At 52.8% G+C, this 12,074-nt stretch carries 12 protein-coding genes; 2 read left to right on the top strand and 10 right to left on the bottom strand.

All coding sequences use genetic code 11. The annotated features are described in order from the left end of the window. Positions 1–102: 102 nt before the first annotated feature. The 7 genes from IV54_RS06065 to IV54_RS06035 form a co-directional block, all read right to left on the bottom strand. The gene (locus IV54_RS06065; RefSeq protein WP_057878501.1) at positions 103–2,676 is read right to left on the bottom strand and encodes a carbamoyl phosphate synthase preATP-grasp domain-containing protein; all 2,574 of its coding nucleotides are present in this window, start codon (positions 2,674–2,676) and stop codon (positions 103–105) included. A gap of 2 nt (positions 2,677–2,678) precedes the next feature. Beyond that, positions 2,679–3,755, bottom strand: a complete 1,077-nt coding sequence (locus IV54_RS06060; protein ID WP_057878500.1) for a carbamoyl phosphate synthase small subunit — start codon at positions 3,753–3,755, stop codon at positions 2,679–2,681. Between the two features lie 22 nt (positions 3,756–3,777). After that, positions 3,778–4,311, bottom strand: a complete 534-nt coding sequence (pyrR, locus tag IV54_RS06055) for a bifunctional pyr operon transcriptional regulator/uracil phosphoribosyltransferase PyrR (RefSeq protein ID WP_057878499.1) — start codon at positions 4,309–4,311, stop codon at positions 3,778–3,780. Positions 4,312–4,447: 136 nt separating this feature from the next. Continuing rightward, positions 4,448–5,371, bottom strand: a complete 924-nt coding sequence (locus IV54_RS06050) for an RluA family pseudouridine synthase (protein ID WP_057878498.1) — start codon at positions 5,369–5,371, stop codon at positions 4,448–4,450. After that, a complete protein-coding gene (gene lspA / locus IV54_RS06045; protein WP_057878497.1) occupies positions 5,371–5,835 on the bottom strand; it encodes a signal peptidase II in 465 nt (154 codons plus the stop codon). The genes IV54_RS06050 and lspA overlap by 1 nt, the downstream gene beginning before the upstream one ends. Before the next feature lie 253 nt (positions 5,836–6,088). Next, the gene (locus IV54_RS06040; protein ID WP_057878496.1) at positions 6,089–7,744 is read right to left on the bottom strand and encodes a formate--tetrahydrofolate ligase; all 1,656 of its coding nucleotides are present in this window, start codon (positions 7,742–7,744) and stop codon (positions 6,089–6,091) included. 1 nt (position 7,745) lies between these two features. Beyond that, positions 7,746–8,162 (bottom strand): EbsA family protein, encoded by a 417-nt coding sequence (locus IV54_RS06035; RefSeq protein WP_057878495.1) that lies wholly within the window; start codon positions 8,160–8,162, stop codon positions 7,746–7,748. A gap of 38 nt (positions 8,163–8,200) precedes the next feature. Between IV54_RS06035 and IV54_RS06030 the strand changes: the two genes are divergently transcribed. Beyond that, positions 8,201–8,608: a ribonuclease HI family protein gene (locus IV54_RS06030; RefSeq protein ID WP_057878494.1), complete on the top strand. Its 408-nt coding sequence runs from the start codon at positions 8,201–8,203 to the stop codon at positions 8,606–8,608. Here the strand turns inward: IV54_RS06030 and IV54_RS06025 are convergent. The 3 genes from IV54_RS06025 to IV54_RS06015 all read right to left on the bottom strand — a co-directional run bounded on the left by IV54_RS06025 (position 8,584) and on the right by IV54_RS06015 (position 11,104). Then, positions 8,584–9,708, bottom strand: a complete 1,125-nt coding sequence (locus IV54_RS06025) for an NAD(P)/FAD-dependent oxidoreductase (protein ID WP_057878493.1) — start codon at positions 9,706–9,708, stop codon at positions 8,584–8,586. The genes IV54_RS06030 and IV54_RS06025 overlap by 25 nt on opposite strands. A gap of 157 nt (positions 9,709–9,865) precedes the next feature. Then, the gene (locus IV54_RS06020) at positions 9,866–10,468 is read right to left on the bottom strand and encodes a nitroreductase family protein (protein ID WP_057878492.1); all 603 of its coding nucleotides are present in this window, start codon (positions 10,466–10,468) and stop codon (positions 9,866–9,868) included. A gap of 114 nt (positions 10,469–10,582) precedes the next feature. Continuing rightward, positions 10,583–11,104 (bottom strand): TetR/AcrR family transcriptional regulator, encoded by a 522-nt coding sequence (locus IV54_RS06015; RefSeq protein WP_057878491.1) that lies wholly within the window; start codon positions 11,102–11,104, stop codon positions 10,583–10,585. A 186-nt stretch (positions 11,105–11,290) separates the two neighbouring features. Between IV54_RS06015 and IV54_RS06010 the strand changes: the two genes are divergently transcribed. Then, positions 11,291–11,956: a CPBP family intramembrane glutamic endopeptidase gene (locus IV54_RS06010; RefSeq protein ID WP_057878490.1), complete on the top strand. Its 666-nt coding sequence runs from the start codon at positions 11,291–11,293 to the stop codon at positions 11,954–11,956. The last annotated feature ends 118 nt before the right edge of the window (positions 11,957–12,074 follow it).

Here is a 12,074-nt window from a genome sequence, read left to right as displayed (position 1 = left end):
ACCGTGATCAAGCTACCTTCATACGAATTTTACCAACAACAGTTGACAGAGAACCTTAAAAACGAGCCGGCCAATTCTGCCAGCTCGCTCATATTTCTTCTTTTAAATGGTTCGATTGATGATCCGGTCCAGCTCCTCGGTATCACTCAGGTTTTGCAAGGACAGAGCCTCACTCGATCCAAATGCAATCGTGGCTCCGACTTCTTGATCAGTCGTCCCTGGCCGATTCAAGACATGCAACTGCCGGAATGGGAAGGCTGCATTCATCAAGGCAACCCGCGTACTGTTCAGGTCAATCTTAATCTCGCCGAGTTCCTCATCATCCAAGGTTCCGATATGCTGACGGGTCAACATCCGCACCCAGTTGATCCCGGTGACCTTGCTCAAGAAGGCCATCTCGGTCAACCGCGTTGGCCGGACCCCCACCACCGTGAGGGCATCGCTCTTGTCTGACTTCGGCGCAAAGAGTACCTGCACCATCCCCGAAATCTGACGTTCACTCACGGCCTGCTTGGCCATCTCAACCAAGCGGACCCGATCAGCCTTAGGCAACTCAGCTGGCATCCGAAATGCCGTCACCTGCGCCAGGTTCTGGTTCATCCCCGGGGCAATCATATCCATCACTCCAGCCGCAATTTTATGTTGTTCATGGACAAACAGGCTAACCCCAATCGTTGCGCGCTTAGGTTGAGGCTCCCCGGTCTCCTGATCGGGTGGCAACACATGCAAGTTTAAATCGAGCTTACTCAACTCACGCGTCAGGTAATGCCGGTTTCCGGGCACAATCACGATGTCCGGATGCTCCACCTGAATCACATTACGAATGTCCCCCAATTGAATGGGATCGACGTACTGCTTGTCGGAGAACTCCGGCGCCACGGCCACGGCATTCGGATTGGTATTCATCAGAATGGTATGATAACCCGCGCGCTTGAGTTGCTTCAACATTTCGGTCGTGAAGTATTCGGCAGCGGAATTCGGCCCCAGTTGGTTCCCACCACGGCCCAGAACTAACGCCGTCCGATCACCCAGCGGTTGGCTCTCGTTTTCAAATTCAAACGTGCTGTAGTAACCACTGGCCTCTTCGTCGAACTCGCCCCCGGTGGGTTCAATCATCTTGTAGGTGGGACGCACGTCCGCAGAGGCAGACAACTCACGAATAGCAGCGGTATCCGTTTGCCAGATCCGCGCAATCATCCCATCCCCAAAGCCGTAGTACCGGCCACACTTCAAGGTGTCGACATCCATCGGGTGATCCATGATGCGTTTTTCAATCTGTAAGAGGTGTTTTAGCTTCACGAAGTAGAAATTATCAATTTTCGTTAATTCGCTCAGTTCATCGGGATCGTATCCCCGACGAAGGGCTTCAATCAGGACCAGAATCCGATTAGCCAGTGGATGAATCAGTTGGCTAATCATTTCGCCATCGGTTAAATTGCTAACACTCGGCAACACGTCTCGTGGTGAAAACTGAAAACTTCTGACCGACTTCAACATGGCCTCTTCCACCGACCGACCAATGCCGACCGTTGAACCAACAGCCTTCATGGCGGTATTCAGATGTTGGTCCGCATCGGGCACTTCTTGAAACGGCCAGATGGGAATCCGGACGCTCACGTGGTCAATGGTTGGCTCCATAATGGCCGTCTGCTTCACATAGCGACTAGGGAGTTTAATATCCACTAGACGCTGACCCAGCATCAACGGTCCAGCCACCATGGCTACCGGATAACCGGTGGTCCGCGCTGCTAGAGCCACCCCACGAGTAAAGTAAGGCGCTAGCTTCGTGACGTAGAAGTGTTGATTGTCCGGGTTGAGGGCAAAGTGAATATGCATAACGCCCACGACCCCAAGTTCCCGGGCGATGTGGAAAGTCGCGTCCCGTAAGTCTTGATATTCCCGATCATTTAACGTTTGTGGTGGCGCAATCACAATTGAGTCTCCGGAGTGAATCCCCAACGGATCGACGTTTTCGAGGCCGGAAATCAGAATCGTGGTATCCGCCGAATCCCGAATGGCTACCATTTCAACTTCCTTATAGCCAACCACGCTGCGTTCCAACGTACATTGGTCAAAGCGTGATTGCTGGAAACCTTGATTCAAGGCTACCAACATATCGTCGACGTTATCACAAATCGTTCGGTTTGAATCAATTCGGGGCGCTACTGGCTTCACGATCAAGGGAAAACCAATCGACTCGACCAATCCTAAGGCCTCATCCTCGGTGCCGACGACCTGGGCTTCAATGACTGGCTCCTGAATTTCCTTTAACGTGGCGTTGAGTTCTGCCGGGTTGTTAATCTGACGAACCGTGCTAGCCGGCATCCCCAGAATGGTAATGCCAAACCGACCGATATCCCCATTCTCAATCAACTCTTGGGTAATTCGAATGGCCAGCAGGCCACCCAGACTAGGCAGAATGGCATCCGGCTGGTCGCGTTCGATGATGTGGCGGACGTTGGCCGTCGTCACCGCCTGAACATACATGTTCGTCGGCTGAATCTCCTCTAAAGCCACAGAGAAGGGATTGTTATCAATAATCATGGTTTTAATCCCATGACGTTTAAAACTCGTAATAATTTGCACGGTGGCGCTATCTAGCTCGGTCTCGTGACCAATCTCCGTCGGACCACTCCCAATGATCAAAACCTTTTGTAAGTCATCCAAGTTCTGCAAGTCTATCCCTCCCGTGCTGTCATTGCTTCCATGAATTCATCGAATAGGTCCCGACTCTCGTGAGGACCGGGGGCACCATCCGCAAAGAATTGAACGGAGAACGCCGGGAAGTCCCGGTGCCGTAATCCTTGGACGGTCCCGTTGATCAGGTCAACGTAGGTGGTAATCAACCGGTTACGGTCAATCGACTTGGCCACCACCGCATAACCCTGACCCTGGGTCGCATAAATAATATCGTTGGTAATGATTCGGCGAATCGGATGGCTACTCCCATGATATTCCACCGGAAGAGCCGCCAATGTCGCCCCATTGGCCAAGGCAAAGAGTTCGTGACCCAGTCCAATCGCAAAGAGCGGAATCTCGGCTTGAACCGTGCGAATCATCTCTAGTACCCCTTCACCGAGGTCTAATGGTGACCCGGGACCCGTGGAGAGTAAGACTCCATCTGGATCCAGGTTCAAGACGTCTTGGGCACTTGCCGTCCAAGGCAACACGGTGACATTACACCGTCGCTCAGACAGTTGCCGTAAGATCCCGTGCTTCAACCCAAAGTCGATAACGACCACGTTCTTCCCGGTATCCGGGTTGGGATACGGCTTGGGCGTCGCAACCTGATCGACCTGGCGATTGGTCAGGACGGTCGCATTCAGTTGGTCAAAGGCGTGGGCGTCGGCAACGTCGACGATACTCCCCTTGACCGGCCCATCCATCTTGCGCAACTTACGAATTAAGTGTCGCGTGTCGATGCCACTGATTCCTGGAATATTGTGCTGCTGTAGAAATTCATCCAGGGATAAACGGGAAAGACGATTGGTTGAGATATTGGTCACATCTCGCACCACCATCCCCTTAGCCGTGGGCAGAATCGACTCGTAACTATCGTGGTTAATCCCGACGTTACCAATGGCAGGTTGCGAAAAGATAATGATCTGATTGTGATAAATCTGATCGGTAATCGTTTCCTGATAGCCAAGTAAATTTAAATTGGAAATGACTTCGCCGCTCGTCGTGGCGCCAGCACCAAAACCCTCACCGGCGTAGGCCGAGCCGTCTTCTAAAATTAAATAGCGTTTTGCCATGCTAAATCGGCCCCTTCGTCAGTCATACCTGTTGGATTTCTACGGCGTCACGGTCGTCAATTTCGCTGACAGAGACCTTGATCCGTTCTCGTTGTGAGCTGGGAATATTTTTCCCAACGAAGTCCGCTCTGATTGGGAGTTCCCGATGACCTCTGTCGACCAAGACGGCCAAGTTAATGGACTGCGGCCGCCCCAGTGCCATCACGGCACTCATCGCAGCTCTGATGGTTCTACCGGTATAGAGTACGTCATCAACTAAAATGACCTTTTTCCCTGCTACAGAAAAGTCGATGCTCTCACCACTCACCTGGGGATCGCCCTGGGCATCGTGGTCAATGTCATCGCGATACGGCGTGACATCAAGGTCACCCACCGGTACCGTGACATTTTCAAGCTGTTGCAAGCGACTGGCAATCCGCCGCGCCAAATAGACACCGCGCGTCTTAATTCCGAGAATGACCAAGTCATCCACGCCCTTGTTGCGTTCGATTATTTCGTATGTGATTCGGGTCAGGGCCCGTTGCATTGCCATTGCGTCCACAACTACCTTTGCCATCTTTATTTCCTCCTTAAAATTCCCCGGCATCCGCCTATGTAGAAGGCGGGCGAGTCTCTTCGGCAATACTGGTGAAGAAACCCGCCCGCCGGAACACCGGTAAACCCGCTATTCTCGTACGTTTAGCATAAAAAAACTAGATTGGTTTGTCAACTGGCAAACCGGCCTGTAACCGCAGGTGCTTGACCGCTGCGGCGAAGTTGGCTGGAACCGGTGCCGTGAAGACGAGTTGCTCGCCAGTCGTTGGCTGCTTGAAGCCCAGCTCTCTGGCATGTAAGAATTGGCCCGCACCCTTTAAAGTCTTCTTGGGACCGTATAAAGGGTCGCCCGCAACGGGATGCTTGATGTAAGCCAAATGAACCCGAATCTGATGGGTCCGTCCCGTTTCCAAGCGACAGGCAATCAAGGTGTAATTGCCATAGCGTTCCAGAACTCTAAAGTGCGTGACCGCCGGCCGACCATCGGCGACGACCGCCTGTTTCTTTCGGTCCTTGGGTGAACGCCCTAGTGGCGCACGAATGACCCCTTCTTCTTCTTTGAAGTTACCGTGAACGATCGCCACATATTCCCGCAGGTTGGTCTTAGCCTGGAGTTGTGCCGACAGGCTCTGATGCGCGTGGTCGTTCTTGGCAACCATCAAGAGTCCCGAGGTATCCTTGTCAATCCGGTGAACGATTCCTGGTCGCAACGTGCCGTTAATACTGGAGAGTGGACTGTGATACAGGAGTGCGTTCACTAACGTCTTGTCGGGATGACCTGGGGCAGGATGGACCACCATCCCCTGGGGCTTATTCACAACAATCACATCGTTATCCTCATAAACAATGTCTAGGGGAATATTTTCGGCGACGAGATCCAGTGGTTGTGGGTCGGGTAGGCTAATGGTCACCGTGGCCCCGACCGCTGGCTTGTCCTTTGGTCGGGCGTCCTGGCCGTCAACCTTAATCTGACCGGCCTCGATGGCCCCCTTGGCCTGCGATCGTGAAATTGTCGGCACCGTCTCGGCAACTAATTTGTCTAGCCGAGCACTCGCTGTGACTTTAAATTCGTCGTTTTGCATTACTGAGCCTCCCGGCGATCGGCAAGAAATACGCCGACCGCAATTAGAATCACGCCAACCGTTAAGCAACTGTCGGCGAAGTTAAAGATTGGAAAATTAATAAAGGTGAGTTGGAACATATCAACCACATAACCATTCAGCAACCGGTCAATAAAGTTTCCGATCGTGCCGGCCATCATCAAGGCCAGACCGAGTTCCTCCACCCAGTGTTCTCGCTGGTTGCGGTATTGCCAGAAGAAGAAGCCCATGATCCCTAAGGCAATCACGGCGATGACCGCAAAGAACCACATCTGCCCCTGCAAGATGCTCCAGGCTGCCCCGTCGTTCCGCAGGTGCGTCAGAGACATGATCCCGGGGATAAAGGGCTTCTCACCACCTAACGCGATGTTTAAGACCACCGCGTGCTTGATCCACTGATCGATTCCGACCAGGACCACTATTAAAATAATATTGGCAATCAGCATAAGTTTATGAAACACCTTTCCTATAAGTCGTTGTTGAAAAGTATACCAGAAAACCGGCTGGTTCGGCGGCTTCTGGCCCAGAAAACTTCGGGAAAAGAATCGATTGGGAAAGTTAGTCGACAGGCCACCCATTTGTGGGCCAATGCATCCCCGCCAACTGTCGGTTTACCACCGTTTCATCCGATCAAAAATGACGAAACCCTTTTCAGGCCTCGTCACTCATTTCAATCGCTTTGAAAGGTTGGTTAAAAGACTAGAACAACCCGGTAATCTTTCCTTCGGCGTCGATATCCATATCGAGAGCCGCAGGATGACTCGGTAGTCCGGGCATCGTCAAGACGTTTCCCGTCAGTGCAACGACGAAGCCGGCCCCTAAACGCGGGGCAAACTCCCGCACATGAATCGTGAACTCTGTCGGTGCCCCTAATTGGTGGGCGTCATCCGTCAGTGAATACTGGGTCTTAGCCATGCAGACGGGCAACTTGTCCCAGCCCTGCTTGGCAAACGTCTTCAACTGGCGCTGTGCCTTCCCGGACAATTCAACCTTAGCTCCCCCATAAATCTTTTGGGTAATGGCCGTCATCTGAGTCATCAGATCGGCCCCCGCTGGTACCAAGCGATGGAAGTCCTTGGGCTGTTGTGTGGCCGTGACGACCTTCTCTGCCAAATCAGTAGCACCTGCCCCACCATCGGCCCAAACGGTCGTGGTGGCCGCCGGAACGGCCAATGCGTCCACCTCAGCGGTCAGGGCGGCCACTTCGGCATCGGTATCACTGGTGAAACGGTTGATGGCAACGACCACCGGTACGCCATACTGTTGCATACTCTTGATATGGCGTTTCAAGTTGGCACTGCCTTGCTTTAAGGCCGCGACATTCTCTTGTTCGAGATCGGCGCGCTTAACACCACCGTTGTACTTCAGGGCTCGGATCGTGGCCACGACCACCACCGCATCGGGGGTCTTCCCCAACACTGGCGTCTTAATGTCCATGAATTTCTCGCCACCCAGGTCGGCCCCAAAGCCGGCTTCGGTTACCGCAAAGTCCCCGAGTTGCAGGGCCGTCTGCGTGGCTAACACGGAGTTACACCCGTGGGCGATGTTCGCAAAAGGTCCCCCGTGGATAATGGCGGGGTTATGTTCCAGCGTCTGGACCAGATTGGGTTTGATGGCATCCTTTAAGAGTAACGTGATGGCCCCGCCGACCTTTAGATCGGCCACTGTGACGGGTTCGCGGTCATAGGTATAGCCAATGAGAATCCGGTTCACCCGCCGCTTCAGGTCCGTCAGGTCTTCACTAAGACACAGCACCGCCATCAGTTCACTCGCGACGGTAATGTCAAAGCCGTCTTGACGTGGCGTGCCGGACGTCCGGCCACCCAGCCCAACGACGGTCTGCCGCAATTCACGGTCATTGATATCCAAGACCCGTTTCCAGACAATCTGGCGGGGATCCAGGTTCAACGCGTTGCCGTGATGAATGTGGTTGTCGATCAAGGCTGCCAGGGTGTCATGCGCCTCGGTTAAGGCGTGCATGTCTCCGGTAAAGTGCAGATTAATGTCTTCCATTGGCACAACCTGAGCGTAACCACCCCCGGTGGCGCCCCCCTTCATCCCCATGACGGGGCCCATTGAGGGCTCACGCAGGGCTAAAACAGTCTGGTGACCCGCCCGGTTCAGGGCATCCCCCAAACCAACCACCACCGTGGACTTGCCTTCACCGGCTGGGGTGGGATTAATGGACGTCACGAGCACCAGTTTACCTAGCTCGTGCTGGCCAGGGAGTGGCAAGGTAATCTTGGCCTTGGTATGGCCGTATGGTTCAATATCGGTGGGACTGAGCCCCACCTTGGCCGCAATCTTTTCGATCGGTTCCAGCGGCGTGGCCTGTGAAATTTCAATATCCTTCAAATTAGTCATCCTCTCGTTCGACTTGTTCGGGCATGGCCGCCCGAATCAAGGCGGCTAACTCGATCACTGAATTTTGCGGTAATAAGAATTGATAGATCCGCCCTTGTGCCACGATTCCTAAACGAAAACGGGCCACGCGAACCCCCTTGACGTCCGCCAAGGGGATCACCAAATGATGGTGATTGAGCACCCGACTGACGGTTAACATCCCGTCAGCCATGGTGATATTACGAAAGTGGATCTCGATCCAGCTGAGTAAGGCAAAGACCACAAAGAAGGCCAGTGTCATCCAATTAAAATGCGTCACTTCTAACCAGAAGATGACCCCGAGTAGAAAAATAATCAGCGTCCAGCTCCAGTTAATGATGCTTCCCAGTGGATAAGGTTGATACAAAAAGCGTCGTTGTTGCGTTATCATTAGCTTCAACACCTCACGAAAAAATTGGAGTGATTCTTGTGTATTCATTATATACGGATGCGGCCACCCAGCCACAGAGTGGACTGAGTGCCGGGGGCATCCTCATCATTCACGATCATCACCAGACACAATTGAAGGTCCCCCTGCTGGCTAAGACCAACCACGCGGCCGAATTTGAAGTCGCGCGGCTGGGATTTGAAAAACTCAGCCAACTAGTGGGACCCGCAAGTGCGTCGACTACCGTTTTATTTTACACCGATAGCCAGATCGTTAACGACAGTTTAACCAAACATTATGCAAAACATTACCAAGACCGGGTCGACCGTTTATTAGCGGCCCAGGCACCCTTTCAACTGGTACTCACGCAATGGGTTCCCGAGAAACAAAACCAGGGCGCCCACACCTTAGCCAATCAGGCGCTTCACTCCGCAGAGGTGGCCAAGTAGGTCGTGAGTGGCTTCTCATAGTCACTCCAGTCGGGAGTTCCACCATAAAGGGCGGATCCGGCGAGTAAGCGACCGATCTGAACCCCAGTTGTCAGGCCTGAAGACCCCAAGCCAGAAGCCACTAAGATAGCTTCATGTTCGGGTACTGGCCCGAAGAATGGGGCGAAGTCACGTGTATAGGCCCGCGTGCCAACACGCGTTGCCGTCACACTTTCGGCGGTTAGCCCACTCATTAGCCGTTGCGCACTGCCCAACAGATCGGCAGTCACTTCCGGCGTCGCCTTCAGGTCAAATTTGCCTTCGTCATCATGGGTCGCCCCCACGAGGAGCTTGCCATGACCGAATGGGATAAAGTCCCGTTCACCTTCGGGCATCACAACGGGCATCCGTTCTTGAGACTCAAAGTCCTTGACGGCTAGCTCAATCAGTTGACCCTTCTGCGGTCGGACGTCAGCAAGCACGCCCAGCGGTGCCAGGAGTTCCTTAACCCAAGCTCCGGCAGCCACGATGACCCGGTCAAATTGCTTTAACCCCACCGACGTCACAACATTACCTTGATTGTCGAGGGTGACGCGTTCGCGCCGAATCGTTAAATTCTGCGACGTGGCTTGCTTTAACAGGCCAGCCACCAATGCGGCCCCATCGACACGGGCACCGCCACTGATGAAGACACCCGGGTGACTCGTCGTTAACAGCGGCACCTTGGCTTGAACCTCAGTGGCACTGAGCGCACTAACATCCCCCATGGTCGCGGCATCTTGCCGGCGTTCTTGGGCCAAGGCAAACAGCGCCTCGAGATCACTATCATCCGATCGCGTCACAATCGTTCCCGTTTGCTGGTAAACGTCCGTCCCCAACTTGGCATCGTGGATAAGTTCTGGGTAGAGGTCGGCCCCTGCCTTGGCTAAGCGGTACCATTGCTGGTTACGACGCTTCGAGAGCCATGGCGAAATGATGCCGGCGGCGGCACTGGTGGCCTGACCCACACCGTCGTCAAACAGCGTCACTTTCACGTTCTGCCCGCCTGGTAATTGACTGAGATAATAAGCTGCGGTGGCGCCGACAATGCCGCCGCCAATAATGGCAATTCGTTTTTGCATGCTGACCTTGACCTCCGATAATTAAAAGATTCTGTTCTAGCCCTCATTTTAGCATACTTACGTCTAAAACACGTGACCGTCTCTCGACGATTGCCTAAGGAAAAGGGAGCCTGCCCAACACCAATCTGGTGGGGACAGACTCCCTTATTTGACGTGTTTATTTAAAGATTAAGAAGCGTTCATCGTCAGACATGTAGTCCTTGTCATCGGCCGGTGCTTCGATGGACCCAAAGTCCATTTCGGCCCGTAAACGCCAGCTAGCTGGAATGTCGAAAGTACTCCGAACGTCATCATCGATCAGGGGATTATAGTGTTGCAGGTTGGCACCAACGCCATTTTCTGCCAGTGCCGTCCAAACGGCATACTGTGCATTCCCCTGGGACTGTTCTGACCAATCCTGGAAGTTTGCCGCATAGAGCGGGAAGTCATGTTCGAATTTGGCAACCGTCTTCGTTTCGGTAAAGAACAAGACCGTCCCGTAGGCCGCCTTGAAACCGTTAATCTTGGCTTCGGTCCGCTTGAAGGCATCGGCATCGGGCACCTCTTGCTTCAGACGATTGATCACGATGTCCCAAAGTTCTTCGTGTGAATCACCGAATAGGATAGCGACCCGCGTCGTCTGGTTGTTAAAGGATGATGGCCCCTGCTTGACGCTGTTTTTAATCAGCGCAACCAAGTCGTCTTGACTGAGCTTCACGTCGCGACCCAAAGCATAGATGCTCCGCCGTTTCTTGGCAAGTTCGACAAATTTAGTTTCCATAATTTAATGACCTCATTTCAAGTCCCGGTTACCGGGCATTTAGTTAGCTTAACAATCTGTTTTAGTTTATCACTTACTTTTTGAAAGTAAAGTGTTTTCCACCAGGCATTTCGGTTAGTTTCCCAGTAAGTGGGTCAGCTGGGTGGTGATCCACGCCGCCGTTAGGGTCTGGTCATGAACCAACAAGATCCCCAATAGAAACAGCCAGCAGGCCTGTGCCGGGTTCTGTGTGGCCGTCATAGCTGGGTGCTGGGCCGTATAGAGGGTAACCACCGTTTGCAAGCTCTGGGGAACCGCTAACGGCGTTGTGAGAACAAAGGCAATTGCTTGGGGATGTTGGGCCGCATAGGCCAAGAGATTGGTCACCATCCGCGTCAACATGACCGTGGCATCCGCCGAATCCAGGACACCCTCACGTAAAGTCGCTGTCAATTCATCGGTAATCGTCACTCTGAGTTGCGTCAATAGACTCGCCTTATCCGGGTAATGCCGATAAACGGCGGCCGGCGTCACGTCCAGAAAACGTGCGATTTGTCGTAGGGAAAGTTGTTCCGCCCCGTTGGCTTCCAACTGAATTCGTGCCTGTTGCGCAATCGTCGCCGCTAAATTTTCTCGATGATAGGGTCGTTCTGCCATCTCGTTCAGCCTCCTTTAAAGTCCCGCCAAAACACTGTTTACATCTTATGTTAACACTGATTACTTTAAATGTATACACTGATAACATTAGTTGTTATTGGCGATCCTTACCTAAACTTTACAGTCAACTCAGTCAAAGTGTTCTACAATATGAGTAAACCTTTATTCTAGAAAAGAGTGTCGCCCATGTCGCGTTCAATTACCACTCGACGATTGGCCCTCAACCTCATTGGCTTTTGGCTAGTTTGGTTAGTCGTTCAGATCGTCCTCAATGTTCCTATCGAAAGCCATCTCGTAGGCTGGTCCCAAGAACTCGCCTTAGATGCTATCAAACTCATCGTCTGGTTAGGTGCCGGGGCTTGGTTCTTGCATCAGGCAGCACCGAGTGACCTGTATTTAGCCAACCGGGATCAGTGGCGACCTAACTGGCGCTTCACCCCTGGCTATCTCGTCTTAGCCTTGGTCATCATCTACCTGGTCGGACAATTTATGTTGGCCCATCACGGCCTGCGTATCAGTCACACCTTCCGCCCCGAATTCTGGGGTCGCTACTTCTTAGTCGTCGGGGTCAGTGAAGAGTTCGTCTTCCGTGGCTACTTCCTAAATGTTCTGTTGACCCGCTATTCCTTAGCTACCGCCAATACGATTCAGGCTCTGGCCTTCGCCAGTCTACACATCCCCCGTTACCTCACGACGATCCCCGCCATGAGTCCCATGGCTTGGATCAGCAATCTGGTCTCCGTTGCCGCCCTCGGTGCCCTCTTCGGCTGGCTCTACGCTCGAAGTAAATCGCTCTGGCCCGGAATTGTCGTTCACATGACCTGGGATATTCTGGTGACCCTGTTTGCTTAAATTCAGTAACTAGTAACAAACTGCCATTAATTGAATACAGTCAAAAGGCGTCGAACAATTATCGGTTCTAAAATAACTGTTGTTGGTAATCAAGATTATTTCTTGCCTCGATTTAAAA

Origin of the sequence: Levilactobacillus paucivorans (assembly GCF_001437125.1) — a bacterium.
Taxonomy (GTDB): Bacteria; Bacillota; Bacilli; order Lactobacillales; family Lactobacillaceae; genus Levilactobacillus; species Levilactobacillus paucivorans.
This window is presented reverse-complemented; position numbering and strand designations above follow the sequence as displayed.

Coding starts and splice junctions, on each gene's coding strand:
- IV54_RS06060 (WP_057878500.1), bottom strand. CDS start 3,755: ATGGCAAAACGCTATTTAATTTTAGAAGACGGCTCGGCCTACGCCGGT.
- pyrR (WP_057878499.1), bottom strand. CDS start 4,311: ATGGCAAAGGTAGTTGTGGACGCAATGGCAATGCAACGGGCCCTGACC.
- IV54_RS06050 (WP_057878498.1), bottom strand. CDS start 5,371: ATGCAAAACGACGAATTTAAAGTCACAGCGAGTGCTCGGCTAGACAAA.
- lspA (WP_057878497.1), bottom strand. CDS start 5,835: ATGCTGATTGCCAATATTATTTTAATAGTGGTCCTGGTCGGAATCGAT.
- IV54_RS06035 (WP_057878495.1), bottom strand. CDS start 8,162: ATGATAACGCAACAACGACGCTTTTTGTATCAACCTTATCCACTGGGA.
- IV54_RS06025 (WP_057878493.1), bottom strand. CDS start 9,708: ATGCAAAAACGAATTGCCATTATTGGCGGCGGCATTGTCGGCGCCACC.
- IV54_RS06020 (WP_057878492.1), bottom strand. CDS start 10,468: ATGGAAACTAAATTTGTCGAACTTGCCAAGAAACGGCGGAGCATCTAT.
- IV54_RS06015 (WP_057878491.1), bottom strand. CDS start 11,104: ATGGCAGAACGACCCTATCATCGAGAAAATTTAGCGGCGACGATTGCG.
- IV54_RS06010 (WP_057878490.1), top strand. CDS start 11,291: ATGTCGCGTTCAATTACCACTCGACGATTGGCCCTCAACCTCATTGGC.